The organism is uncultured Sulfitobacter sp., assembly GCF_947502895.1.
In the GTDB taxonomy this organism is placed as follows: domain Bacteria; phylum Pseudomonadota; class Alphaproteobacteria; order Rhodobacterales; family Rhodobacteraceae; genus Sulfitobacter.
Map to the genome: position 1 here is coordinate 409,781 of NZ_CANNBM010000002.1, position 25,582 is coordinate 435,362.

20 protein-coding genes and 1 pseudogene are annotated in these 25,582 nt (G+C 58.3%); 4 read left to right on the forward strand and 17 right to left on the reverse strand.

Annotation, left to right across the window (positions count from 1 at the left end):
* Positions 1-63 precede the first annotated feature (63 nt).
* From Q0903_RS09970 to Q0903_RS09985, 4 genes are all read right to left on the reverse strand, one after another.
* Positions 64-2,169, reverse strand: a complete 2,106-nt coding sequence (locus Q0903_RS09970) for a hydantoinase/oxoprolinase family protein (protein ID WP_299414954.1) — start codon at positions 2,167-2,169, stop codon at positions 64-66.
* A gap of 77 nt (positions 2,170-2,246) precedes the next feature.
* Complete coding sequence (gene ureG / locus Q0903_RS09975; RefSeq protein WP_299414956.1) at positions 2,247-2,867, reverse strand: urease accessory protein UreG; 621 nt, start codon at positions 2,865-2,867, stop codon at positions 2,247-2,249.
* Positions 2,864-3,568, reverse strand: a complete 705-nt coding sequence (locus Q0903_RS09980) for an urease accessory UreF family protein (protein WP_299414958.1) — start codon at positions 3,566-3,568, stop codon at positions 2,864-2,866. The genes ureG and Q0903_RS09980 overlap by 4 nt, the downstream gene beginning before the upstream one ends.
* Positions 3,498-3,989 (reverse strand): urease accessory protein UreE, encoded by a 492-nt coding sequence (locus Q0903_RS09985; protein ID WP_299029343.1) that lies wholly within the window; start codon positions 3,987-3,989, stop codon positions 3,498-3,500. The genes Q0903_RS09980 and Q0903_RS09985 overlap by 71 nt, the downstream gene beginning before the upstream one ends.
* A gap of 39 nt (positions 3,990-4,028) precedes the next feature.
* Between Q0903_RS09985 and Q0903_RS09990 the strand changes: the two genes are divergently transcribed.
* Complete coding sequence (locus tag Q0903_RS09990) at positions 4,029-4,436, forward strand: hypothetical protein (RefSeq protein ID WP_299029340.1); 408 nt, start codon at positions 4,029-4,031, stop codon at positions 4,434-4,436.
* Here the strand turns inward: Q0903_RS09990 and ureC are convergent.
* From ureC to Q0903_RS10040, 10 genes and pseudogenes are all read right to left on the reverse strand, one after another.
* Entirely contained in the window at positions 4,421-6,130 is a 1,710-nt protein-coding gene (gene ureC, locus Q0903_RS09995; protein WP_299414960.1) for an urease subunit alpha, read from the reverse strand. The genes Q0903_RS09990 and ureC overlap by 16 nt on opposite strands.
* Positions 6,131-6,157: 27 nt before the next feature.
* Positions 6,158-6,535, reverse strand: coding sequence for a lysozyme inhibitor LprI family protein (locus tag Q0903_RS10000; RefSeq protein WP_299029865.1), 378 nt, complete (start codon positions 6,533-6,535; stop codon positions 6,158-6,160).
* Positions 6,524-6,826: pseudogene (locus Q0903_RS10005) on the reverse strand (urease subunit beta); the annotation flags it as partial. The gene Q0903_RS10000 and the pseudogene Q0903_RS10005, both read right to left, overlap by 12 nt.
* Positions 6,827-6,838: 12 nt before the next feature.
* A complete protein-coding gene (locus tag Q0903_RS10010; protein WP_299414962.1) occupies positions 6,839-7,141 on the reverse strand; it encodes an urease subunit gamma in 303 nt (100 codons plus the stop codon).
* A 3-nt stretch (positions 7,142-7,144) separates the two neighbouring features.
* Positions 7,145-7,996 carry an urease accessory protein UreD gene (locus tag Q0903_RS10015; protein ID WP_299414964.1) on the reverse strand — a complete coding sequence of 284 codons (852 nt, stop codon included), beginning with the start codon at positions 7,994-7,996 and terminating at the stop codon, positions 7,145-7,147.
* A 103-nt stretch (positions 7,997-8,099) separates the two neighbouring features.
* On the reverse strand, positions 8,100-10,742 hold the full coding sequence (locus Q0903_RS10020) for an AAA family ATPase (protein ID WP_299414966.1): 2,643 nt from the start codon (positions 10,740-10,742) through the stop codon (positions 8,100-8,102).
* Positions 10,742-11,875, reverse strand: coding sequence for a metallophosphoesterase (locus tag Q0903_RS10025; protein ID WP_299414968.1), 1,134 nt, complete (start codon positions 11,873-11,875; stop codon positions 10,742-10,744). The genes Q0903_RS10020 and Q0903_RS10025 overlap by 1 nt, the downstream gene beginning before the upstream one ends.
* A 70-nt stretch (positions 11,876-11,945) precedes the next feature.
* Positions 11,946-13,346, reverse strand: coding sequence for a TRAP transporter large permease (locus Q0903_RS10030; protein ID WP_299029317.1), 1,401 nt, complete (start codon positions 13,344-13,346; stop codon positions 11,946-11,948).
* Complete coding sequence (locus Q0903_RS10035; protein WP_299029314.1) at positions 13,346-13,975, reverse strand: TRAP transporter small permease; 630 nt, start codon at positions 13,973-13,975, stop codon at positions 13,346-13,348. Before Q0903_RS10035 ends, Q0903_RS10030 begins: the two co-directional genes overlap by 1 nt.
* A gap of 115 nt (positions 13,976-14,090) precedes the next feature.
* Positions 14,091-15,107, reverse strand: coding sequence for a C4-dicarboxylate TRAP transporter substrate-binding protein (locus Q0903_RS10040; protein WP_299029310.1), 1,017 nt, complete (start codon positions 15,105-15,107; stop codon positions 14,091-14,093).
* A gap of 290 nt (positions 15,108-15,397) precedes the next feature.
* Between Q0903_RS10040 and acs the strand changes: the two genes are divergently transcribed.
* From acs to Q0903_RS10055, 3 genes are all read left to right on the forward strand, one after another.
* Positions 15,398-17,350: an acetate--CoA ligase gene (gene acs / locus Q0903_RS10045; RefSeq protein WP_299414970.1), complete on the forward strand. Its 1,953-nt coding sequence runs from the start codon at positions 15,398-15,400 to the stop codon at positions 17,348-17,350.
* Between the two features lie 82 nt (positions 17,351-17,432).
* Positions 17,433-17,672, forward strand: coding sequence for a hypothetical protein (locus Q0903_RS10050; RefSeq protein WP_299414971.1), 240 nt, complete (start codon positions 17,433-17,435; stop codon positions 17,670-17,672).
* Positions 17,673-17,763: 91 nt separating this feature from the next.
* Positions 17,764-18,261, forward strand: coding sequence for a flavin reductase family protein (locus tag Q0903_RS10055; protein ID WP_299414973.1), 498 nt, complete (start codon positions 17,764-17,766; stop codon positions 18,259-18,261).
* A 2-nt stretch (positions 18,262-18,263) separates the two neighbouring features.
* Here Q0903_RS10055 and Q0903_RS10060 read toward each other — a convergent pair whose 3' ends face one another.
* The 3 genes from Q0903_RS10060 to Q0903_RS10070 form a co-directional block, all read right to left on the reverse strand.
* On the reverse strand, positions 18,264-22,415 hold the full coding sequence (locus tag Q0903_RS10060; protein WP_299414974.1) for a translocation/assembly module TamB domain-containing protein: 4,152 nt from the start codon (positions 22,413-22,415) through the stop codon (positions 18,264-18,266).
* Positions 22,415-24,223, reverse strand: coding sequence for an autotransporter assembly complex family protein (locus Q0903_RS10065; RefSeq protein ID WP_299414976.1), 1,809 nt, complete (start codon positions 24,221-24,223; stop codon positions 22,415-22,417). The genes Q0903_RS10060 and Q0903_RS10065 overlap by 1 nt, the downstream gene beginning before the upstream one ends.
* 285 nt (positions 24,224-24,508) lie before the next feature.
* A complete protein-coding gene (locus Q0903_RS10070) occupies positions 24,509-25,561 on the reverse strand; it encodes a permease (protein ID WP_299414977.1) in 1,053 nt (350 codons plus the stop codon).
* Between the last annotated feature and the right edge of the window lie 21 nt (positions 25,562-25,582).

Below are 25,582 nucleotides of genomic sequence, written 5' to 3' on the forward strand. Positions count from 1 at the left end.
GTTTACATAAAATCCGCGCGTGGCATTGCTTGCATGGATCACGGAGAATGGCGCGCTACTGTTTCAGTACTTGGAGGGTGCGATACGGGTATTTTCGCTTGGCACCACAATGTCGATACAGCCATCAGGCTGGCATATGGCAACACGGCTTTTGGGAACAATCGTTGTGGTATTCGCTTCTGCGATCTGAGCAGCCCCCCTGACCAGCCTGCCCACCTTGAACCTGTCACGATCATAGCGGTAGCTCGACAGGGATGTGCCCACCCCAGGATCATATATTCTACATTTTCCGTTGATAACCGCAGTTTTAAGCGGTGGTTGAACCTGCGCGCTTCGGGCAACTTGTTGCTCTTGTGTCATGGCATTGACCGACAATGCCACAATCAAAATCTCGGCATCCCCGAAACTGTCGCCAAACAGCTTTTCGTATACGCCCAGGAACAACCTACGCAATATCGCCGCATCAGGGCTCAAGGCTTGCGCCTCGGTCAGGGTGACTGCAATTTCACGGTCTTCTCCCGAGACATGCATTTGGGCCGTGAACTCAAACAAGATCGGGCTGCTGGCATTACACTTGCGCAGAAAAGATGTGGCCTTGGCCCGAAGCTGCGCAAACAGGTCTTTGGTCTCGCCCACCTCAAACGCCGAAAGGGACATTTGTGCATGACAGTAGGCCCTATGACTGAACGGCGCGCGCAACAGCCCGATGGCAGACCCGATACCAGCATCAGGCGGAACCAGACAGCGCGTAACACCGAGGTTTTCGCACAAACGGCCTGCATGCTGCGGGCCAGCCCCACCAAAAGCGATCATTGTATATCCCGTCAGGTCTGCACCAGTCGCTGTTGCAAGTGCCACTCCTGCTCTGGCCAAGATCTGATCTACCGCTTCGACAATGCGAAAAGCGGCCGTGCGGGTTTGAATATCAAGTGGCTTACCCACTACTGTTTGAATCGCTGTCAGCGCAGCTGTATGGTCCAGCTCTATTGTACCGCCCGCAACGTAAGTTTCACGCATTCTGTCCACCACAAGATTTGCATCGCTCACCGCAGGTTTGCCACCGCCGCGCCCGTAACATGCAGGCCCCAGCACCAATCCTGCGGTGTCCGCTGCGACACAGATATCTCGGGCCGCATCCAGACTAGCGAGCGACCCGCCCCCTACTGCAATTTCGACAACATCAGGCAGTTTAGGTCGTACGTCCCAGCCTTCCGTGTGTCGGGGTGCGCCAATCTCGCCAGACGGGCTGCGCGTTTTCGAAGGTCCATTATCAATGAGCGAAATCTTGGATGACACGCCCCCCATTTCAAACGATATGACTTTTTCCACCCCGTAGCGCGCGGCGATATCTTTGGCAAAAGCCACACCGCTGTCATTGCTGGCAGCAACCAGCCGCACAGGAGACGCCATGCCTTCGTCAAATGACATGAGCCCCCCATCCGCAGACATGAGCAATACATCACAGGCCACACCCTCTGCTCTCAACTGTGTCTCAAGCCCTGCAAGATAGGCGGTCATCACGGGTGCGATAATAGCGTTGGCAACTACTTTGCTAAAACGCTTGGACGCGCGTGGTTGCAGAGGCATTTTGCAAGATAGCGATACCCACGCATCTGGCATCATTTCTGCCAGCACCTGTGCCACAAACATCTCTTGCGCGGCGCTATGATGCGACGGGCAAAGCCCCACGGCCACACATTCAAACCCTACGACGGACAGCTGGGACACAACCGCTTCGACATCCGCGCGGATCAGCGAAAAACTGGCGTCGCTGGCATCAACTGTACGCAAGGGTATGGTGAACCAAGCATCACGCGACAGCAGCTGTTCCGGCAATGGCGGGTTCGGGCTGATTATCTGTCCTTGTTGGTCTCTTTGCCCATCTGTCGTTTCAGGATAGACCTGAGTGGTTATGAAAGCTGTTTTAGCGCCACGCCGTGCGCGTAGGGTATTGGTTGCCAGTGTCGTGCCATGGATGATCTGGGTAATTTCGTTTGGTATGATGCCCGCCTCGGCGCAGACTGTTCGCATGGCTTCAATCACCGCATCTTCGGGTTTTGAACAGGGCGTAAGCGTCTTGGCCGCAAAGGTCTGTCCCTCCACATCCAGCATGACAGATGTAAAAGTTCCGCCAGTATCAACCGCCAGCCGCACAGATTGCGTTGCCACAGCATACCTCCCGAGTTGCGCAAGCAAACTGTGTGACAGGCGGGCTGCGACTACAAACCCTTTTTATTCACGCGAAGCTAGGCCACATGCAGGCCGCCCTGCTGAACGATATGCTGCACGACGGCGTCAGCCCCCTTGCCATGACGCAGAGCACAGAAGACGAAAGGCAGATCACCACGCATTCTTTTGGCATCCCGCGCCATGACGTCCAGCGACGCACCCACATGGGGGGCAAGATCGGTTTTATTGATCACAAGCAGATCGGATTTGGTAATCGCAGGACCGCCTTTGCGCGGTATCTCTTCGCCAGCAGCCACATCGATCACATAAATTGTCAGATCCGCAAGTTCGGGGCTGAAAGTGGCAGAGAGGTTGTCCCCCCCGCTCTCGATCAGAACCAGATCAAGATCATCATGGCGTGCGCGCATCTGTGCAATCGCCGCCAGATTGATAGAGGCGTCCTCGCGGATTGCCGTATGGGGGCAACCGCCTGTCTCTACTCCGATCACGCGGTCTTTGGGCAAAACTTGCAGGCGCATCAGCGCCTCGGCATCTTCTTGGGTATAAATATCATTGGTGATCACCCCCAGTGACAGTTTGGGGTGCAGCGCACGGGCCAACGCCGCCGTCAGTGTTGTTTTGCCTGCGCCGACGGGTCCGCCAATGCCCACACGCAGGGGGCCGTTCATCTGTGTCATGTTCTGAATATCCTATGGTGGAGGGTTTCGTGCTGCATTGATGCGATCTCGGCGGCAAAGGCACTGCTGGCCAGATCATCAAGGCTGTCTTTGGCTGATGCCGCGCCAATACTGCTGCATACAGAAGCAAGCCTGTGCAAAACCATTTGCCCCTCGGTCTGACCCAACGGCACCAGCCGCACGGCACAAGACACCAGATTGGCCGCAAACGCCTGCATGTACATTCCTGCTGCCAAGACGGCAGGCAGGCCCAGCTGCCCCGCTGAATAGCCGACAGCGACAGGGTGACAGAGGTCTGGTAGTTGCACAGGCCAGATCGCGTTGGTCGTGCGGCAAAAGGCATCGCCTTGCTGAATGCTCTCCATCAACCGCTCTGCGCTAGGGGAATAGGCGCGTGCAACGGCGTCAAGTTCCACTGCTGCATTTGCATCGACACACCGATATGCCGCGTGCAACAAGATAGCATCACTGCGCCCCGTGCCATGCTCGAGAATATCGCGCACCCAATTCTCCAGCGTGGCGGCACTGGAAACCCTGCCGTCCTGAATGGCGACTTCCATCCCATGGGAGTAGGCGAAACTGCCCAGTGGATAGTTCGGGGAAAACCATTGGTTTAGCGTAAAGACCGGATCAATGATCATGGCTGTGCAAATGGGGCGCATGGGCGGTGGCGACATGCTCGTGACTGTGCGTGCGGCCATGGCCGTAAGCGCCCCCTTCCGGCGTAAACGCGCGTTGCACTTCTTTCACGACGGCCCCCAGATGGGTCAGCATATGGCCGATTACAGGGTCGGTCTGGATCAGCAGATGATCGGCCTCGATCTGGCAGGGTGTGTGGCGGTTTCCGATATGCCATGCAAGCTGCACAAGGTTATCACCAGTTATCTGCAACAATGCCTCCTGCGCGGCGGCGACCTCAATCATCACACCTGCCGTGGTTTCCAGAGCGTCCGCGTTATTCAGCGACGTCGTATGTTCCAGATCGACAAGCACACTCTGCCCGTCGGTGGTCGAAATCACTTTGCGCCGCAAAAACCGCTGGTCATAGGTCAGCTCACATCGTGCATCGGCTTTGTGCCACGTACCAGCGGCGTGAATTGTTCGGGTAAGATGGTCAGGCATGTTATACTTTCATTTACCAGGATGTGGCAGCGTGGCTGCATGAATGGAATCGACATAATTGCGGATGAGCTGGGCGCGATACGTGAGCAGATCAAGACGCTTAAAGCGCGCGAAGCATCGCTGCGGGCGCGCATCATAGCCTTTCGCCCGAATGGTCCGATTAGCGGCAGTCGCTACACTGTTGAGGTGCATCAGCGTCCGACCTTCAAATTCGACACGGCCCTGTTGCCCGATGCCGTTCTGGACGATCCGCAATTCTGCAAACGCTTTTTGGATGCTGAAAAGCTGCCTGCCATAATCCGCGAGGATGACTGGTACTATAAACCCGTCTTTGACCGTAGCCTGCTGCCGCCAGAAATTCTGGAAGATGCGCGGTATAACACTGTAAAATTCACGACCTACGTCGTTGCAAAAACCCATGCGCAGCCGCCTCAAAACATGAAATAGCGCTGCGCCATTGGCAGCACTGTGGCCGGTTCACAGGTGAGCAATATACCATCAGCACGTACTTCGTAGGTCTCGGGGTCCACTTCAACCTGCGGCGTGGCATCATTCAGGATCAAATCTTTTTTGCCGATGGTCCGGGTGTTTTTCACTGGTACCGTCTGCTTGGCCAACCCAAGTGTGCTGCCCAGACTGTCGGCATGTGCCGCAGCCGAAACGAATGTAACTGACGTTTCCGTCAAGGCACGCCCGTACGCCCCGAACATGGGGCGCGAATAGACGGGCTGGGGTGTCGGGATCGACGCGTTGGTATCACCCATCTGCGCCACAGCGATGCTGCCCCCCAGCAGCACCATTTCCGGCTTCACCCCGAAAAATGCAGGATTCCAGAGTACAAGGTCGGCGCGTTTGCCCACCTCGACCGAGCCTATGACATGGCTGACGCCTTGTGCGATTGCAGGATTGATGGTGTATTTTGCAATATAGCGGCGGACGCGAAAATTGTCGTTGTCGCCACTCTCCTCGCTCAATCGTCCGCGCTGTTTGCGCATTTTGTCTGCGGTCTGCCAAGTGCGGATCAAAACCTCGCCCACACGGCCCATCGCCTGACTGTCGCTTGCGATGATAGAAAAAGCACCCATATCGTGCAGAATATCTTCTGCAGCGATTGTCTCGCGCCGGATGCGGCTTTCGGCGAACGCGATGTCCTCGGGGATGGACTTATCAAGGTGGTGGCAGACCATGAGCATGTCCAGATGCTCCTCCACGGTGTTGACCGTGAAAGGGCGGGTGGGGTTGGTAGAGGACGGCAGCACATACTCCTCGCCACAAATCTTGATGATATCAGGGGCATGCCCGCCCCCTGCCCCTTCGGTATGAAATGCATGGATTGTGCGGCCTTTCATAGCGGCCACAGTATGCTCGACAAAGCCGCTCTCGTTCAGCGTATCAGTGTGGATCATAACTTGAACGTCCATAGCGTCGGCCACGCTCAGGCAGCAATCAATCGCCGCAGGGGTCGTGCCCCAATCCTCATGCAGCTTCAGCGCGCAAGCCCCGCCACGCACCATTTCTTCCAGCGCCTGCGGCTGGCTGGCATTGCCTTTGCCTGACAGGCCGATGTTCATGGGTATGCCATCGAATGCCTGCAACATCCGCCCGATGTGCCACGGACCGGGCGTACAGGTGGTGGCCAAAGTGCCATGCGCGGGGCCCGTACCGCCCCCGAAACATGTCGTGACACCTGAATGAAGCGCGTCTTCCATCTGTTGCGGGGCAATGAAATGGATGTGACTGTCCATAGCGCCCGCCGTTAGTATCCGCCCCTCGCCCGCGATCACTTCGGTACCCGGCCCGATGATAATGTCCACACCGCTCTGCGTGTCGGGATTGCCCGCTTTGCCGATGGCGTGGATCAGGCCGTCACGCAGCGCAACATCCGCCTTGTAGATGCCCGTGTGATCAACGATCAGCGCGTTGGTTATGACCGTATCCACAGCGCCCTGCGCGCGGCTGAACTGGCTTTGGCCCATCCCGTCACGGATCACTTTACCCCCGCCGAACTTCACTTCTTCACCGTAGGTCGTCATGTCATGCTCAACCTCGATCACGAGATCGGTATCGGCAAGACGGATGCGGTCACCTGTGGTGGGGCCATACATGGCAGCGTATTGGGCGCGCGGGATCGAGACGGGCATAATGTGCTCTCCTATATGTCGCGGGGATCAGTAGGCGTTGAAATCAAGCAGCATTCTGGTGCGCGCCGCAGTCACTTCGCGCAGACATTCCAGCTTTACGAACGGTTGCAGAGTGCCGCCCTCGAACGGGCTTGCCTGCACAGTACAGGCCAGATCGCGGTAGCGCAGCCATGCGCGTTGTGCCTCCAGCAATGCGTTGTCCTGTCCGATGGCCTTTGCGAATGTGCTGGCCGATTTCCACGCGGTATTCAGTTCCGCATCTGCCTGCGCATAAGCTTGGGCAGCACAGGCATTCATCGTAGCCTGGTCTTGCGGGGCGGTGCATTGCGCCACCGTTTGGGCATCTGCACCGCTTGCAAACTGACTGCCCAGCACAACGGCCACAGCCACGGCCAGAGGCCCCATAACTTTGGCGTTGAAGCCAAAGACACGGCGCGCGCCACCTATAGGGATCAGCTGGACCTCGCGGCGTTGTCCGGGCTCAAACCGCACAGCAGTGCCGGCGGCGATATCCAGACGCATTCCATGGGCCAGCTTGCGATCAAAATCCAGCGCAGGGTTGGTTTCGGCAAAATGATAATGACTGCCGACCTGTATGGGCCTGTCACCCGTATTTGCCACAATCATGGCCGTCGTTTTTTCGCCCTCGTTCAGCGTCACCGAACCTTCTGCTGGCATTACTTCTCCGGGTATCATTCTGTGCCCCTCCTACCTGATCGGGTTATGGACTGTGACCAGCTTGGTCCCGTCGGGAAATGTTGCTTCAACCTGCACATCCGCGATCATTTCGGGCACACCTTCCATGCACTGATCGCGGGTGATGATGTGGCCACCCGCCTCCATCATATCCGCGACAGAGCGGCCATCGCGCGCGCCCTCAACCACAGCATCGGTGATCAATGCGATCGCCTCTGGGTGGTTCAGCTTCACGCCCCTCGCCAGCCGTTTGCGGGCCACTTCAGCGGCCAACGCGATCAGCAGTTTGTCTTTTTCACGCGGGGTCAGTTGCATGTGTCATAGCCTCCATACAGCGGGCAGCGGTTGACCGGCGAGGTGTTCCAACACCGGAATCATAAATCGGCGCAGTGCCAGCGAATCTTCGGCCAGCGCACGGACGACCAGCACGTCTTCATTGCGCAGGCTGGCACCGCCAGTCGCGGGCAGCAGAGCGCGGACCTTGGGTAGAAGGAGCCCTGCCTGCGGCGACACCAGTACGGCAGTTGCCACAACGCCCGCGCCATTCCCAATCGCTGCGCGGTCCATATGCTGCGCCACAGCGCCGTTCAGCCTTACCGCGTCCAAAAACAGCGGCAGGCCGCAGCGCGTGATCTTGATACTGTCGTGCAGTGAGACGTCTTGCAGTGTCTCGCCCATTGCAGCGCGGCCAAACACCAGCGTTTCGCACAACAAGGCCGTGGCACCTTTAGCCAGATCAATCCGCAAATCCCGTCGCAAGCGCGCACGGTCAAACACAATAGTTTCCTGCGGGAGCCAATTTAATCGCCCCCCCGGCGCGACGCACAGGCGTGTCTGCACGCCCCCCGTTGTGCCGTCCGTTGTACGGTAGATGCGTTCGGCTGCTTGTGTGGTTAGGGTTAGCGTACTGTCTTCCCCGATGGCGCCTAATACCGAAATCCGGTCGCCCCCCGTTACACCCCCTGATGTATTCACCAGAACCGCTTCAGCGTCGGGTCGAAAGATGGTGGGAAAGACGCACTTCATACAGCCCGATTGCCGCAGAGCAAACAACCGCGTGGCCCCGTCGCGGCAATACACCGACACATCTATCGCGCCTTGTGCACGCGGTATATGGCGCGGTGCAACTGCATCTCTATCGCTGTGGATCTGAAGGGTATCTAGGCTCATCAACTTCTCTTTGGGAAAAGTTGAACATGAGACCACCCGCAAGAATAGCTTTTTCAATGTGAATAAACCCACGAAAAAGAAAAGTGCCTAAATGACAGGCAGTTTATGCCTCTTGCGTGATCTCGACCCGCGGGCGGGCCCCGCCCAACTGCTCGAATGCCATCTGTCGGCAGGTGAATACGATAACCTGCTGGTCATGGGCCACGCGATGCAGAGCCGTGAACATCGAGACAATCCGGCTGTCGTCGGAATAGACCAGCGCATCATCCAAAATAATGGGCATCGGTTTGCCCTGCCGTGCAAAAAGCCGCGCAAAGGCCAGACGCGTGAGGATTGCGATCTGCTCTTGGGTTCCGCCGCTCAGTGTTTCCATCGCCTCATCAGCGCCCCCGCGCGCGATACCTTGCGGCAGCAATGACGTAGGATCAAAACTCAGCGCCGCATCCGCATGCAACAGCGCCAGCAATGGTGCCAGTTCTTTTTGCACAGGTCCGAAATATGCCTCTTGTGCCGCACCGCGCCTGTCACGCAATGCCGCTAGAAGCAGCGTCAGGCCTGCGGCCTCTTCCGCCAGTCTTGCCGCGCGTTCTTTCGCGCGCCGCATCATGCCTTCCGCCTCGTCGCGTTTTTCCTCCACACCGTCTTCGGCGCGGGCGCGGATCGTGGCATTCAGATCAGCGCAGCGGGTCTGCAACTGCGCGCGGGCGTCTCTTGCATTCTCGGCCGCTGATTTGGCACGGGTCAAATCTGCCTGCGCCGTCACCAGATCTGGTGCGTCTTCCATCAGCGCGTCTGCGGCGGTGCCGGCATCATCAGCTGCGACCTGTGCCAGCGACTGTGCTCGTGCGGCTTGGGCTTTTCGGGCTTCGAAACTCTCCACATCGCCATAGGCGCTTGCCGCCCCCGCATATGCGGTCTGCGCTGTCTCGTATCTGGCTTGCGCGCGGGCGGCGGTGGTCCGCGCACTTTCTGCAGCATCACGCGCGCGCTCATAGGCTGCGCGTGCTGTCGCCTCTGCGCTTTGCACTTCTTGCAGTTGCGCGGCGATGGTTTGGGGATCAATATCCTTGGGGATCTCGGCGGCAGAGAGCATATCAAGGCTTGCTTTGGCTTGGAAAACCTCCGCCTGCAATCGCGCAACCCCGTCAGGTGCCAGCGTCGCCAGTACATTTTCCAGCAGCGCCACCTCCCCCGCGGTCTGAGCGCGCAAACCAGCCCCCTGACGCGCCGCCGCCACATCCGACACCTGAACCACCTGCAATACTTGAATTAGGCGTTCTTGCGCCGATTTAACACTATCTTCCCCAATAGCTGCCGCACCGGGATCAACGATCATTCGGCCAATTCCGGGCAAGTCGAATTCCTGACGCGCAGCAACTGTATGTGGCCCTTGCAGCAGCGTGCCACCGGCAACGCTGACGCGCGCATCTCCTTGATAAAACAGCTCGATCTGAACACCCTGCGCCGCCACATCTGCCTTTGCACGGCTTACAGCCGCCTCAGCCGTCTCAATTTTATCAAGCGCAGCTTGCGTCACGGGAAGTGTCGCCAAAGTAGCGTGTGCGCGTTCAAGCGCCGTGCGCTTTTCCTCTACCTGTGCCAGTGCGGATTGGGCGCGGGTGTATTTGTCAGTCGCCGACTGACGCAAAGCAGCGTTTTGTACGGCCTCTCTGGCCGACTGCAAAACGCCAAGCGCACGCGTAGCGGTTTCCAAGGCAGTCTGCGCACTCTGCGTGTTCTGTTGGGTGCTCTGCACATCCTGAATGGCCTGCTCATGTACGGCCTTTGCAGCCGCCAAACCAGATTGTGCCGCGTCAAATGATGCTGCAGCTGCAATCAACGCATCCAGTTTTTGCTCTGCGCTGGTCAGTTCCAATCGGCGCAGGGCTGCTTGCCCCTCGGCCTGTGCAAGCCTGTCGGCATGGGCCGCCGCGGCATCATAGACCTGCTGCGCGCGCTGCACGGCCTCACTCAGCGCATTTTCGGCGCCCGGCGCTTCAAGCACAGCAAGCCGTTGCATCACTTCGCGCCGCTCGGCCAATGCGCGCGACAGATCAGTGCACAGGCGCGACAACTCGTCATGACGCGCGGACAGTTCCTGCGCTTCTAGCTCTGCCTCTTTCCACGGGCCGTTTGCTTTTGGTTGGCCCGTGGCAGTTGCCAGACGCCCCAAAGCTGCCGCTGCGGCCTCGATCACGCGGTCCATGCGCCGCCCACCAGTGACCATATCAATCTCGCCCGCAACCGAAGAAAGCAAGTTGCGCCGTGCGCCCAGCAATCGCTCTTTCTCGGTTTTGTCTGCCGCTGCCGTGCCCGACGGCTCTAGCGCAGTGGTGCCTTGGCGCACCCACAGCAGGCCAGCCGGACCTTCCAACCCGCTGCCCATCAGCTGCGCGATCCATGCTTCTGCCTCATCATCCAGCGCGATGATGCTTCCCGCTTGATTGCGTACAGTAGCCCGCTTTTGCGCGAGATAGCTTTTTTCTAAGGTGAACGTCCCCTCTGGCAGTTCAACCTCGGCGCTGATGCGCACAGGACCGCCCGAGCGCGGCTGAAGCGCCTTCACATCGCGGGTCGCAGCGCCGTATTTGAGAAAGAAAAGCGCATGCAGCGCGTCAAAGAATGTGGATTTGCCAAATTCGTTGGCCTCGGCCACCACGGTAACGCCATCGCTGATGCCGCTGATTGTTGCGGTCTGGCCCGCAAATTTGCGCACATTTGTGAGGGTGAGGCTGCGCAGTCTCATCAAGGCTCCTCTGCCACAAACGAGAAGAGCTGCGATAGGGCTGTGGCCGCCAAACGGCGGTCGGCGGCCGACAGATCACCATCTTGAGCCCGTGCAGACAGTGCATCGGCAGCTTGGCGCAGCGCACCTCCCGACGGGTCAATCGCCTCCAGATCGGCGGTGTTATGGGCCAGCGTCACGGCATCCGTATTTTGCGTAAGACTGAGGAAATCGGGCGTGATCGCCGCCAGCGCGGCTGACAGGAGTTGCATCTGCTGCACGCCCATCCGCCCGGAGGCAACGACATGCAGCAGCGTGTCGCGCCGTTTACCCAATGGTGGGGTAATTGCACGCACGAGCGCATCAATATCATCTTGCGGCGTCAACTCGATACTCTGGCGCAACCAATCAATTTCACCTGTCTCGACGGGTGTCACATCAGGCATCGCCCCTGCTGACGAAAGCGCCACCAATAACGCGCGTCCGTTGTCTGCGTGTTTGAAGCTATCCGCCTCGGGCGTACCGGAATACCACGTATTCCCACTTACCCTGATTTGACCGTGCCAATCACCCAGCCCCAGATAATCAAGCCCTGCCAGCGCCGCGCGGTCAGGTGCGATTGTGCCGCTGGGGCCCTCGGCAGCTACGGTGCCGAGGCTGGCAAATTCCGTGATACCGCCGTGACCCAGACCGATGCGCAATGCGCCCTCGGGTGTGGGCTGCGCCATATCGACTGTCAGGTCCCGCCCTGCGTTGCGCACAGTACACGGCGCGGGCAGGACATAAGCCTCACCGAGGGCAATCGGCTCGGCCGTCAGGGCCAGCACGACGTTTTCGGGCGTGTCGCGGGTGATGGTCTGCCACAACTCGCTTGCTGCGAGACTGTCGTGGTTTCCTGGCATCAAGACCCACGTGATGTCATCCGCTTGCGCCATCGCATTAAGCGCCTGACGGGTGATTTGCGGGGCGGGTGTTTCTTGATCAAACGTATCGCCAGCCAGCATGACAACAGCCGCGCCGCCTGTCCGTGCTGCCAGCGCCAGACGGTCCAGCGCGCCATGCCGCGCTTGGCGCAACCGCCCGCGCACGTCCTCGCTGTGGCGGCCAAACGGCTTGCCAAGATGCAGATCGGAGGAATGCACGAAACGAAACATATTTGGCGTCAAACTCGGGATTATCTAAGCGGGTACCCCGCACCACTACAACAGCGATGCGGAGAGGTATCTAGCTTGCCAGCGAGGGCAGCCACAAGACGATTGCAGGAAATGCAACCAGCAGAGCGATTGTCACAGCATCGGCCAGAAAGAACGGCATCACACCGCGAAAGACGTCCTGCACGGTCAGATCATCCCGCACGCCTGCCACGACAAAACAGTTCAGGCCAATAGGCGGTGTGATCAGACAGAATTCGGCCATTTTGACCACCAGAATACCAAACCAGATCGCGCACATCGGGCCAGACATTCCAAACGCACTATCCACCGCCGCAACAGTCTCGCCCCCGTTCAGCGCCATCACAGCAGGGTAGACAACAGGCAGTGTCAGCAGCAGCATCCCGATCGCATCCATGAACATCCCCAGCACTGCATAAGCCAGCAGAATACAGATCAGGATAACGATAGGCGCCAGATCCAACGATGTTATCCATGACGAGAACGCGTCAGGCAGCTCTGCAAAGCCCAAGAAACGCACGTAGATCAGAACGCCCCAAATGATCGAAAAGATCATTACGGTCAGCTTTGCAGTCTCCAGCAATGCCTCTTTCAGCTTGGCCCAGCGCATTCCGCGATAAAGCGCCATCAGGAACACGATGAACGCCCCTACAGCACCGCCTTCGGTGGGGGTGCCCCACGCATCGCCAAAAGGGTTGTAGACAAAGAAGATAATAATCACGACCACAGCTACAATGGGCAGCGCGGGCGGCAGGCTCTCGAAACGCTGCTTCCACGTGAAGCCGCGCACAGGCGGGCCTACGTTCTTCCACACAAGTGCGATTGTAATAATCAGCGCAGCATAAACAATGGCCGAGAACATGCCCGGAATAAAGCCTGCCAACAGGAGCATCCCCACGTCCTGCTCAACGATAATTGCGTAAATCACAAGGATCGCGGAAGGCGGGATCAGCGAGGCCAGCGTGCCACCTGCCGCCACTACGCCCGCCGCGAACTGTTTGTTGTAGCCAATCTTGAGCATTTCCGGGATCGCAATACGTGCGAATACGGCAGCCGTTGCCACAGATGCACCCGACACAGCAGCAAAGCCTGCAGTTGCGAACACAGTAGAGACAGCCAGCCCGCCGGGCACCCATGCAAACCAGCGTTTACAGGCCTCGAACAGCGCAGTCGTCAGCTTGGCGTGATAGGCGAGATACCCGATCATGATAAACACAGGGATAAGGCTCAGGACCTGTGCGCTCACTTTGGAATGGGGTGTCAGGCCCGCGATCTTGGTGCTGATTTCGACAGCCTTCCAGAACCGCTCGGGATCATAGTCAAAGCCGTTCCAGCGCAACCAGATCAGACCAATATAGCCAGCAAGGCCCGCGGCGAATGCGACGCGCATGCCAAGCAGTACCATGACCAACATACCACCCGAGACCCAAAGCCCGATTTCAATAGGTTCCATCAGTCCGCCCCTTCCAAAATCTTCGCTTCGGCCAAGGCTTGTTCTTCGATGGTCAGCGAAAGCGGCACGGCAACAGGGTTTTCCAGCCCTAGCACCAGCGCGCGCCCATAGCCCCACGCCTGCAACAAAAGCCGCAGTGTCAGCACCGCAAAGGCAATCGGCACCACCAGTTTGCTGGGCCAGATTGGCAGGCTCACGTCGATAGAGCTGTCGCGCGAACAGAAGGGACGTGCGCAATCAAACGAACGGTCGAAATGCTCCCATGCGCCGTAGGTCAGGCCAACGATCAGTAAAAGCATCAGCAACACCGAAACCAGCTCAAAAAACCAGAGAACGCGGCCCTTGAGCGCGTTGACCAGCATATCCATGCGGATATGCGTGCCATCACGTGCCACGTAAGAGACACCCATGATCGCAATGACAGGCATCGCGGCTTCGATGTAGTCAACATATCCCATCAGGGGGCTGCCAAAGAACTTGCGCGCCGTGACGGAATAGGCCGCTAGAAACATCAGTGAGAAAATCGCAATGCCGCTCAGCAATGCGCAAAAACGCTCCAGCGGCAACAACATGCGGTCGAGTTTGCTCAGTAGGCTGGAATCCTCCAGCACTGCGGCTGAACCTGCCATAACCACGCCCCTTTTATGAATTCAATGCAGACAGTCAGAGTGTGCAAAAAGGCTGCGCGTTGATCGCGCAGCCTGTGCTTGAACAGGCAAGGGGCATCCGCCCCCTGCCTCTGGATCAGCTACCGCTTTTGGCGTCGGCAAGTGTTTTGACAACCAGATCATACAGTTCCTGACCCGGGATGCCTTGCGCTTCCATGTCAGCGATCCATTTGTCGCGGATCGGGTCAGCTGCTTTGGCGCGGAATTCGGAAATCACATCATCTGCGATCATTACTTTCTCCACGCCCTTCTCTTCCAGAACGGCGTCCCAACGCGTGAGCAATTCACCGTAGTTGGTCAGATAGTGCTCCAACGCCTCGTCTACCGAGGAGTCCAACGCTGCGCGCTCGGCGTCTGTCAGGCTTTCATAGGCGTCGATGTTGACGACGACAGGGCAGTTCACCGTGCCGGGGTTCAGGTTTGCTGTCCACCAGTCGGCTTCGTTGATCGTGCCGAAGGACAGGTGCGCATGCTGGGCGAATGCAACCGTGTCCACAACACCCGATTCCATCGCCTGAAACGCCTCGGAGGACGTCACAGATGTGGGCACACCGCCGACCGCTTCGAACGCTTGGCCAATGCCGCCTGTCGCGCGGACGCGCATACCCTGAAAATCTTCCAGCGTTGCGCGTGGATCACCTGTACCCACAAGATTGTACTGCGGCATGGGCGAGGTCATCAGCAGCTTTGCATTCCACTGCGCCATTTCTTCGGCTGCCGCAGGGTGGGCGTATACAGCTTTGGACACAGCCAGCTCTTGCTCAAGGTTCTCGACACCGAGGAAGGGAAGCTCAAGCACTGTGACAACACGGTTTTTGTCGCGGTGGTACCCTGCGCAGAACTGCGCCATCTCGAAAGCGCCGATGGAGATGCCATCAAGGTTCTCACGGTTTTTGGACAGACCGCCGTAGCTGACGTTCATTGTGAACTCGCCATTTGTCTTTTCCGACACCAGCTCGGCCAGCTTTTCAACATGCTCGGTAAACGCGCGGCGCTTGCCCCAGACAGATACGTTCCATTCAGTGGCAGCGGCCTCGGTCACGAAGGCAAAGCTGATGGCGCAAATAGCGGCGGTGCTAAGATATTTACTCATTGGTTTCTCCCGATTGATGCGCGCCTTTTCACGGCCCGCTTGGCGCATACGCTAGCCTGTCCGTTTCCCAGTGCCAACCCTTTGTTGACGCCAATCAACCGCCATGACCATGCCCGCGCCACCCACGAGTTTACAAACTTTACCCCTGTTGGGAAATTTGTTTACACAAGCAACAGGCAATGCCCGCCTTGATTATTCCCTTACCCGTGAACACAGCCTAAGCTGCCGCCAAACACCCGCGACATTGCGCAACCCCAAGACGCAAGCCGCACCTTTGGAGGAAACCACCCATGTCACAAAACGCAAAAACCTATCCGCCCAGCGCCGATCTGGCCGCGCAGGCGCACGTGAACGAAGCCAAATATGATGCCATGTATGCCGCATCTATCAACGATCCCGAAGGCTTTTGGCGCGAACAGGGACAGCGCGTGGATTGGATGAAGCCGTTTACGCAGGTCAAGGATGTGGATTTCACCCTAGGGTCGGTCAAGATCAACTGGTACGGTGACGGGCAGCTCAACGTCGCTGCCAATTGCATCGACCGTCACCTTGAGACACGCGGCGATCAAACTGCCATCATCTGGGAGCCGGACAGCCCTGAAGAGCAAGCCCAGCACATTACCTATCGTGCGCTGCATGCCAACACCTGTAAAATGGCAAATGTCCTCAAGGATATGGGGGTCGAACGTGGTGACCGTGTGATCATCTATATGCCAATGATCCCCGAGGCGGCATATGCCATGCTGGCCTGCGCGCGGATTGGCGCAATTCATTCCATCGTATTTGCCGGTTTCTCCCCCGATGCATTGGCTGCGCGGGTCAATGGCTGCGAAGCAAAGGTCGTTATCACAGCGGATCACGCCCCGCGCGGTGGCAAGGCAACCCCGCTCAAGACAAACGCGGATCAGGCACTGCTGCATTGCAAAGACAGTGTAAAATGTCTGGTGGTCAAACGCACAGGCGGACAAACCACATGGGTCGACGGGCGCGATTTTGACTATAACGCGCTTGCCGCCGAAGCCTCTGACACTTGCGCACCCGAGGCGATGGGCGCAGAGGACCCATTGTTCATTCTGTACACCTCAGGCTCGACCGGTCAGCCAAAAGGCGTGGTACATACCACGGGCGGCTATCTGGTTTATGCGGCCATGACCCATGAGGTGACGTTTGACTACAAAGAGGGCGATATCTTCTGGTGTACGGCTGATGTGGGCTGGGTCACGGGCCACAGCTATATTGTCTATGGCCCGCTGGCCAATGGTGCGACAACACTGATGTTCGAGGGCGTGCCGACCTATCCCGATGCCAGCCGCTTCTGGCAGGTCTGTGAAAAGCACAAGGTCAACCAGTTCTACACCGCCCCCACGGCGATCCGCGCACTAATGGGCCAAGGCGATGATTTTGTAAAAAAGGCCGATCTGAGTAGCCTGCGCATTCTCGGCACGGTGGGCGAGCCGATCAACCCCGAGGCATGGAACTGGTACAACGATGTTGTCGGCGGCGGCACTTGTCCCATCGTGGATACGTGGTGGCAAACCGAAACAGGCGGCCATTTGATGACCCCCCTGCCCGGTGCGCATGCGATGAAACCAGGCTCGGCGATGAAGCCGTTCTTTGGCATCAAACCTGTCGTACTGGAGCCGACAACCGCAGAAGAGCTGCAGGGCAATCCGGCGGAAGGCGTGCTGTGCATTGCAGACAGCTGGCCGGGCCAGATGCGCAGTGTCTGGGGTGATCACGCGCGTTTTGAAAAGACGTATTTCGCCGACTATCCTGGCTATTACTTTACCGGTGACGGCTGCAAACGCGATGCGGATGGCGACTATTGGATCACGGGCCGCGTTGATGATGTCATCAACGTGTCGGGCCACCGCATGGGCACTGCCGAAGTTGAATCGGCCCTCGTGGCACACGCAAAAGTCGCCGAAGCAGCGGTTGTTGGCTACCCGCATGAGATCAAGGGTCAGGGCATCTATTGCTACGTCACCCTGATGGGTGGTGAGGAATATACCGACGAGTTGCGCGCCGAGCTGCGCAGCTGGGTCCGCACCGAGATCGGGCCAATCGCCTCGCCCGATCTGATCCAATGGGCGCCTGGTCTGCCCAAGACACGCTCAGGCAAGATCATGCGCCGTATCTTGCGCAAGATCGCCGAGAATGATCATGCCACCTTAGGCGATACATCGACGCTCGCCGACCCTTCGGTGGTGGATGATCTGATCGAGAACCGGATGAACAAGTAAGCTGGCAATAGTCGAAAAAAGGGGGCGCTTCGCTTGGCGGGGCGCCCTTCGCCTTTTCAGGCACATCCCAAGAGAGGCCGCAATGGCACATGAAAACAAGGTTATCCGCTCGGTCAATTTGCAAGGCGAGACGGTATGCGTGGACATCTTTTTGCGGCCAAATGGCACCTACGGCTTTGATGAATTTCGCCGCGACCCCGAAGACGGGCGCGGCTGGTACAGCATCGGACACCACGGTTCAGACAGCTGGAAAGACTTTGAAGGCGCACTGGCAGCAGCCTGCGATACCGTTCACTGGCTGAAAGAGGCCCTGAACGACTAATCCTGCCTTGGCGCCGCACGGTTGTGCGCTACGTCGTCCGCTCTGGACAAATGAGCGGCTGCATGGCACCGCTCGGCAGATGGAAAACAACATGCATAGCTTCGTTCCCGACCCTACCCGCACCACTGACCTGCGCCGCGCACTGGGTCAATTCGGGACAGGTGTCGCCCTGATCACGGCCCAGACGGAGGCAGGACCGCTGGGTATGACGGCAAACTCATTCTCCTCTGTCTCGCTGGATCCGCCGCTGGTGCTGTGGTCGGCTGCGCGCAAGTCACAGCGCCATGATCCGTTTACCAATGCCGCGTCCTTTTGCATCCACGTGCTGAGCGCCGATCAGATGGAAATTGCCAACCATTTTGCGGCCCAAGGACATGATTTTGCACCCTATCTCTATGATGCAGGGCCGAATGGTGCGCCAACACTTCATGGCTGTCTGGCGACCTTTCATTGCGATACTTACGCGGTCCACGCCGCGGGGGATCACTCGATCATTCTGGGCCAGATCACCTCTGCAGCGATCCAACCGGAAGAAGCAGATGGTCTGTTGTTCAAGCGTGGCAAATTCGGGCGCTTCACACCGTCCTGAGCCTAGTAGTCTTTCTCGAAAAACAGACCGATAGATGAGTTACCATCCGATCCCAGCGTTGCCTTGCCTTTGAGGTTGGGCGTGATGTCGATGTTCAGCGACACTTCACCGGTGCCATCCGAGGCTGCGGTGACATCTGTATAGACATTATCTGTCAGATACTTACCCACGCGCAAAGCGGTCTCGCCGCTGTCGGTGGTGGTGACGTCCAGATCATCCAGCCCGAAGCGGTCGCGCAGGTTGCCGACCACACCGTTACCTCCGCGCCCCGCCAGCGTGGCGACGGCATTGGCAAGTTGCAGCGCCTGAAACGCGGAAATCTCGGACAGATTGCGTCCGAACAAAAGCTGCGCGAGGACTTCGTCCTGCGGCCCCGCTGGCGTGCTCTCGAATGTGACCTCGGGCGCATCGGCGGGCCCTTCGACAATCACGCTTGCCGTACCTGTTTGCGTAGATGTGGTTGAAACAAATCGAATGTAGGGAATGAAGTCACCCTGAAACTGGGCCGAGCCTTCCTCCAGATCAAAGCGCTTGCCCAAGATATCAAGGCGGCCGCGCAGCAGCTCAAAGCGGCCGGAAGACACGATTGCATCTGTGCGGCCCGTGATCCGCAGATTACCGCCCAACTCCGCGTCTAGCCCGCGACCGCGCACAAATATGCGCCCCGGTGCGTTCACATTGATATCAAGACCAAAACCGCCTCCGCTGCTGCCATTCTGGACAGGATCGCTCGCGGCGCCTTCTTCTAACAGACCTGCACGGCGGCGTGTCGCGCGGTTGTCGTCGGGTGCGCCGATATGGGTGATTGGTGGGATATCACCAATGCTCGTTAGGCCCGTTGAGGGAACGGTGACGTTCGTCTCGCCAATCACGATATTGCCAGCAATGCCAGCGCCCCCCGAAAGCGGGCCAGACAGTCGCAACGCGCCGCTAAGCGAGGTCCGATAGAGCCGCGGGTCGACCAATACGACATCATTCAATGTAATGCCCAGATCAGCCACCTGCGCGCCGCTCAGAGCTACTGAACCTGCGACCCCAAGGCGCCCGCCCCCCGTTGCACTGGCCGTGATATCCAGTTGGGCGCGGCTGTTGGCAAGGCGGATATCCGCATCTATTCCTTCCAGCCCGACCCTGAAATTGGGGGCCGTCAGCGTCGCACCTGATGTTTGTATCTGACCGCTGAGCGCATCCAGTCCCGCAGGGCCATCAAGGCGCAGATCAAACCGCGCTTGCCCCTGCAAATTTCGCGGCGCGATGAAAGGCCCCGCAAGGCCCAATGGCGCGTTGCCGTTGATACCGATATTCAAACGCCCGTCATTGCCCACCAGACCCGCGACACTGGCCTGTGTGCCTGACGGCCCCCGCAAGGATGTATCCAGTTGCCAGCCCTGAGTTGTTTTGCTGGCCGCGCCATTCACGTTCAAAGGACCATTCAATTTTGGCACCAATGCTGCGATATTGGGCATCGCCAACGTAAAGTCCACCGCTGCGTTTGGTCCTGTTACCACCCCGCGCGCCGAGGCGCGGCTGCTGTAAGGGCCAGTGGCGTTGGTGTTCAAAGCAATACCAGCAGGCGTTTGGCGCAGATTGCCTTTGGCCGTTAGCGGGCCATTCACACCAGGAGCAAAGGGCGCAACATTCGGCAGGGATACATCAAATTCAAGCGCCACGTCCGGCCCTGTTGCCAATCCCTCGACTGCCGCCCGCGCGCCGTAGGGGCCACTAGCGGTCGTGTCGATCACAAATCCCTGCTCGCTCTGACGCAGCTGCCCTTTGGCACGCAAAGGCCCGTTCACCTGCGGGACCAGCGGCTGCAGGTTTGGCAGGGCCAAATCGAACGCCACATCTATCGCTGGTGTCAGCGCACCAGTCACAGACAGATCCGCATTGTAGGGACCTGACGCATCGGTTGTGATATCAAATCCTGTATCGGTCTGGCGCAGCCGTCCTGTGGCACGAACAGGGCCGCTAACTTGGGGGGCGATTTGCGCAATCTGTGGCACGGCCACATCAAAGCCCAGATCAACCGAGGGGGTCACCAATCCGTTCAAACGGGCTGTTGCATCAAACGGGCCCGCAGCGTCTGTTTGCAGCAACCAACCTTGCGGTGTCTGACGAAGTGTCCCCTCTGCACGCAGCGGCCCCTCGATCCCTTCGGCAAAGGGCGAAAGCTCTGGCACGTTTGCGTCAAATGCCAATTCGGCGTCAGGTCCTGTCGCCAACCCTTCGAGCGACAGTGTTGTATCATACGGGCCGTCGCCCGTTACATCCACACGCCAGCCCGATCCGTTTTCGCGCGCGGCGCCTTTCAGAACGACGCGCCCCTCATACTGCGGCAAAACTGTTGCGATATCGCGCAGCACAATGTCAGCATCCACACGCGAAGACGTGCTCGCAAGTTCGGCTGAACCAGTAAACAGCAGAGCCGCATTACTCAGCTCAAGATCACGCAAGAAGGTGCCATTCTCGTTTCGAATAGCCTTCATGGTCAGATCTGTCCGGCCTTCCAGTACAGCATCTGCCTGCGCGATACCCGTTTTGATGTTATCTGCGGTTCCTTTTGCATCCAAATCAAACGCGCCACTTAGCGGCACGATCGTACCGCTCAGCGCCAGTGTCGTTGCGCCATCCAGCTCCCGACCAGCAAGCGCGGAAAAGCGGCTGAGGTCGGTGGCAATCAGCTGCGCATCTATTTCTGTTTCTACCCCAGAGCCGAGCCCCCCAAAGGCGATATCCCCTTTGAGGCTATAGTCGCTGCCCTGAACCTGCAGATTGGACAAACGCAAAGGCTGGTCTGTGATGTAATTTACCTCGGTCGAGCCCGTGAGCTGTGCGCCCAACGCTTCGGCAAGTGCGGCGTCAACCAATGCCACGCCCTGCGTTGCAAACTGGACCACACCGCGCAACTGTCCCAGATTGCCCTGCGCCCCTGTGAGTGTCCCCGTAGAGCGGAGGGTGGACTGCTCTATCGTGCCGCTATCAGTTTGCAGGCCCGATATATTAAAGCTCGCCTCATAGGCGTCACCGTTTGCGGCGTCATAGTCCACGTCCAGCACGATCCGGTCAACAAAAGCAGTGCCACCTCCACCTGGAAGCACGACAGGCGCGCCATCGGCACGCGCCACACGCCCCTCAATATCCAACAGCGTGGGCCAGTTATTCTCGGAGATCGCCGCACGCCCCTCCAGATCGACTGCAGCAGCCTTGAGCGCAAAGCGGTCCAGTGTGATCGCGCCACTCGCCTCCAGCAAAGCCGAAGCCCGTAGAGAGACATCATTGCCGAAGAAGTCGCGATATTCAGGTAAAATCACGGCTGTGAGATCACCACCAATATCCGCCACTATCTGTCTGTCAGGATCGGATGCACTGCCTTGCGTTGTGATGCTAACCACCCCCGCCAAACGCTCGGCACCGTCAGTATCAACCTTTAGATCAGTGCGCAGATCATCCAATGGCCCGTCTGCCTGCACGGTCAGATCAACAGAGGGTTTGTCAGGAATATCCAGCAGGTTGGCTGCGATACCATCCGCCTGCTCGCTTAGCCGCAGCAGCATATCCAGCGTGCTGGCGTCACGTGACAGGGTTGCGCGCAGATCAAACGTACCACGCTTGCCGTCTGTACGGTTTGCTTGAAACGCCGCATCCAGCCCCGCATCGTTCAGCGTGGCATTTGCTGTCATTTGCAGCAGAACCTCTTGCCCGACCAAGGGCGCACCCAGACGCAACTGCGCGATATTCAGAACCGCTATATCGACCGATACGGGCAGATCGGGAAGTTGAGGAAAGGTAAAGGGCGTAGCCTCGGCATCGGGCAGCGTCTCTTCATCGCCCTTCGGCAGACGCGGAAGATCAATGCGCGCTGCACTCAGCTCTTGCACCTCCAGCCGCCCGCGCAGCAGCGCAGACCGGTTCCAATCCAGCACCACATCTTCCATGGTAAGCCAGACGCCTTCGTCGTCGGAAATGGTCATCAGCTCAAACGAAGCGGCGGAGCTAAGCGCGCCGGTAAATCCAGTGATGCTCACTTCGCGGCCTGCTCCGCTCAGCAGTTCTTGGATTTTTCGCGTCAAAAAGCCTTTGTCTTCTTCCTGCGCCATCGCAGGCAAAGCAAGGACAAGCGCGAACGCCATCAGAATGTACCGTATCATACGCATCAAAAAGACTGTCCTATACCGATATAGACCTGAAAATCCTCGTCCGTTTCAGGGCCAGATGTCGGCACAGCCACGTCCAGCCTGATCGGCCCGATGGCAGTGTTGTACCGCAGGCCGAGGCCCGCACCTGAATGCCATGTGCCTGAGCCGTCATAAAATTCTTCTTCGCCGACATAGCCTGCATCGGCAAAACCGACCAAACCGATGCTGTCTGTCACGCCCACGCGCACTTCGGCAGACAGGCCGACAAAACTGCGCCCGCCTGTTGTGTCCGATCCGACAGCCACGCCAAGGGACTGGTACTCCTGCCCGCGGACGGTGCCACCGCCACCAGAATAAAACAAATAGTCTGCTGGGGTTACCGACAGGTCAGGCCCATAGACCGACCCGAACTGCCCACGCAGAGCCAACGTAACAGGCCGCGCTGTGCCGAACGTCTTGTAGCCGCGCGCATCGACAAACGTGCGGATACCGTTATCAGCCCCTGAAAGCGCCACGAAAGGCATTGCATCTGCCTTGATATAATAGCCGTCTTTCGCGTTCAGCGGATTATCGCGGTAGTCGAATGTCGCGCTGAGCGGAAGTGTCAGCAATGTATATTTGTTCTCGCCAAAGGCATCGCGGGTTTCCGCAGTGCGCAGGCCTACGCCCAGCGTATATGTCCGCTCGGGCGATGCGATCCGCTCAATCCCTGCTTCTAGGTCCAGCTGGCGCGAGAAAAAAGACACCTCGTCCAACTGTTCAATTTTGGCCAGTGCGTAGAAGTCAGTATCTTCGTTGAACGTCGCCGGTCGCTCGAAGCGCGCGCTCAGGGAGTAATCAGTCCCGCCCGAACTGCCACCGATGCCGCTAATCTCGGCATCAAAGCGCAGCCGCTCGGCCCCGCCAAGGAAATTGCGGTGCAGCCAGAATGCACTGATTGTGCCCCCTTCCAGTGTCGAAAGCTCTGCGCCGAAGCCGAGCCTGCGTTTGGGCGCATCCGTAATCTGCGCAATGATCGGCAAGGTATCATTCGGCCCGATCTGCTCGGCCTCGCTGAGAGCAACTGCATTGAACGCGCCCGTACGACGCAGCCTTTCTGTAGACAAACGGATTTCCTCAGGTGAGAAAACCTCGCCTTCGGGCAGCCCTGCGATGTCGATAATCCGTTGGCGGCGCACATCGCTTTGACCGTCAATCAGCAAGGGGCCGAACCGCAGCTTTGGCCCTGCATCAAGGGTCATTTCCGCATTGATGCGGCGGTTGGGGTGATCTGCTGTCAGCTCCTGCGCGACCAGCGCGGCCTTGGCGTGACCCTGAGCGCGCCAGCCGTCCACACCGGCCGACACCGTGTTTTTCAACACACCGAGACTGGCCGTCTGGCCCGTGGCAAACCCCTCAGGTAATTCTGTACCCGCAGCAAGCGGTGCGATACGCGCACGCCCGAACTGGAACTTGGGGCCCGGATCAATGGCGATCTTTACGCGATTGATGCTGCCGGGTGGTTGCACGGGCGGGATCGCTGCCGCCTCGCGCCCGTCGACGGTGATATTAATTGCGCCGCTAAAATAGCCGTTGTCATACAGGACTGCCAATAGGCGCTTATAATCAGCCTGTGCAGCCGCCAAGACCTCGGCGGTAGAGGGTTTGTTTTCTTCAAGCAGCGTTTGCTCGAACAACAGCGACCCACCGCGCAGCGCGCTATTCAGGTCTTCGTCTTGCAACGGATTCATCTGGACATCGGCAGCCCACAATGGCCCTGTCGCTACACATAACGCCATGCAACACGCGACGACACGCCGAACCTCTGACCGAGTTGCTCGCTCCATGCTCTTACCCTCGAATTTGTACCGCTGCGTTCCGGTTCGCTTTATTGCGTACTCTTGAACCTGCGGCGCTGACACACGCTTTTTCTTTAACTGTAACTGATTAGCGGTGGCAGGCGCAAACGACTATTGTCCAGCTTATCCACCACCGCTGGGCGCGGAGGACGCCATCGGCCACTTCTTGCCAATCCGGATAAGGTGAACCAGCCGATCACAGGGCTTCTTATAGAAATGCCCTTGCAGGCATCTGAAATGCGCCTGCAAGGATTTTCGTCAAACAACGGTTGCTTATAGCGTGGTCCAGAACTGAAACAGCACCCCGATCCCGAACGATCCCGCCAATGCTAGGACGAGATAGAGGAAAAACACCTCTCGCTTGACCAGCGCCCAGACCGCAATTGCGGCGGGAAGGGAGCTGACCCCGCCAGCTACCAGAAACGCAAGGCCCGCACCGGGGGCCATGCCTTGCCCGATAAGCCCGCCAACAAGCGGCAATGCTGCATAGCCGTTCAGATAAGCGGGCACCCCGACCAATGTTGCAATCCCGATAGGTGCGAGGCCAGTCCCGCCCAGTGCAGTAGCCACCAGATCGGCAGGCACCCATGCCAGCATCAGGCTTTCCAGGATAAACGCGAGGGTCAGCCATTTCGCCAGAAAGAGCGATGTCTTGATCGTTTCAGCCCAGAACTTGGCAACGCGGACCTCATCGCGCCAGAACTTCCAGACAACCGGCTGCACCGTGCGCACCTTGGCCCCACCACAGCCACCATTTCCGACACCTTCTCGCAGCGGGTCGCTAAGAGCGCCCGCGCGGGACATTTGATGTACGACAAGACCGCCAAAGATACCGAGGCCAAGAGCAGCGAGCGTTTTGGCTACTGCAAATTCAAGGCCCAGCACGCCCGTTGTCAGCACAAACATCGACGGGTCCATCACAGGTGAGGCCAGCCAGAATGCCATCACCGCCGAAAGCGGCACACCCATCGCCAGCAATGCTGCGATCAGCGGGATAACACCACATGAACAAAAGGGGGAAAGCCCGCCCATTGCTGCTGCAATCATAATCATCACCAAAGGAGAGCCCGTAAAGGCCCGCGCAATCAATGCGTCGGCGCTGGTTGCGCCCGCATAAGCGGCAACACCTACGGACAGGACAAGAAAGGGCGCAACATTCAGCAGGTTCTGCGCGGCGAACCCCACAGTGCTTTGCCCAAGTTCTGGCGCAAAGATGAGTAGCACGGCAAGCAGGCTGGCGGAGAAGAGCCAGACCTTTTCGGTCATCCAGAGACGGGCCAGCATCTCGGAGGTCCGAGAACGAAAGCTAGGAGCAATATCTGTCATATCTATATCCTTAATTTTGTA

Excerpts from the sequence above, each read along its gene's own strand:
- Q0903_RS09985 (WP_299029343.1), bottom strand. The coding sequence starts at position 3,989 with ATGCCTGACCATCTTACCCGAACAATTCACGCCGCTGGTACGTGGCAC.
- ureG (WP_299414956.1), bottom strand. The coding sequence starts at position 2,867 with ATGACACAGATGAACGGCCCCCTGCGTGTGGGCATTGGCGGACCCGTC.
- Q0903_RS10010 (WP_299414962.1), bottom strand. The coding sequence starts at position 7,141 with ATGCAACTGACCCCGCGTGAAAAAGACAAACTGCTGATCGCGTTGGCC.
- Q0903_RS10000 (WP_299029865.1), bottom strand. The coding sequence starts at position 6,535 with ATGGGGCCTCTGGCCGTGGCTGTGGCCGTTGTGCTGGGCAGTCAGTTT.
- Q0903_RS10035 (WP_299029314.1), bottom strand. The coding sequence starts at position 13,975 with ATGGCAGGTTCAGCCGCAGTGCTGGAGGATTCCAGCCTACTGAGCAAA.
- Q0903_RS10060 (WP_299414974.1), bottom strand. The coding sequence starts at position 22,415 with ATGCGTATGATACGGTACATTCTGATGGCGTTCGCGCTTGTCCTTGCT.
- Q0903_RS09990 (WP_299029340.1), top strand. The coding sequence starts at position 4,029 with ATGAATGGAATCGACATAATTGCGGATGAGCTGGGCGCGATACGTGAG.
- Q0903_RS09980 (WP_299414958.1), bottom strand. The coding sequence starts at position 3,568 with ATGGCCGCACGCACAGTCACGAGCATGTCGCCACCGCCCATGCGCCCC.
- Q0903_RS10055 (WP_299414973.1), top strand. The coding sequence starts at position 17,764 with ATGCATAGCTTCGTTCCCGACCCTACCCGCACCACTGACCTGCGCCGC.
- Q0903_RS10050 (WP_299414971.1), top strand. The coding sequence starts at position 17,433 with ATGGCACATGAAAACAAGGTTATCCGCTCGGTCAATTTGCAAGGCGAG.
- Q0903_RS10070 (WP_299414977.1), bottom strand. The coding sequence starts at position 25,561 with ATGACAGATATTGCTCCTAGCTTTCGTTCTCGGACCTCCGAGATGCTG.
- acs (WP_299414970.1), top strand. The coding sequence starts at position 15,398 with ATGTCACAAAACGCAAAAACCTATCCGCCCAGCGCCGATCTGGCCGCG.
- Q0903_RS10040 (WP_299029310.1), bottom strand. The coding sequence starts at position 15,107 with ATGAGTAAATATCTTAGCACCGCCGCTATTTGCGCCATCAGCTTTGCC.
- Q0903_RS10020 (WP_299414966.1), bottom strand. The coding sequence starts at position 10,742 with ATGAGACTGCGCAGCCTCACCCTCACAAATGTGCGCAAATTTGCGGGC.
- Q0903_RS10030 (WP_299029317.1), bottom strand. The coding sequence starts at position 13,346 with ATGGAACCTATTGAAATCGGGCTTTGGGTCTCGGGTGGTATGTTGGTC.
- Q0903_RS10065 (WP_299414976.1), bottom strand. The coding sequence starts at position 24,223 with ATGGAGCGAGCAACTCGGTCAGAGGTTCGGCGTGTCGTCGCGTGTTGC.
- ureC (WP_299414960.1), bottom strand. The coding sequence starts at position 6,130 with ATGCCCGTCTCGATCCCGCGCGCCCAATACGCTGCCATGTATGGCCCC.
- Q0903_RS10025 (WP_299414968.1), bottom strand. The coding sequence starts at position 11,875 with ATGTTTCGTTTCGTGCATTCCTCCGATCTGCATCTTGGCAAGCCGTTT.
- Q0903_RS10015 (WP_299414964.1), bottom strand. The coding sequence starts at position 7,996 with ATGAGCCTAGATACCCTTCAGATCCACAGCGATAGAGATGCAGTTGCA.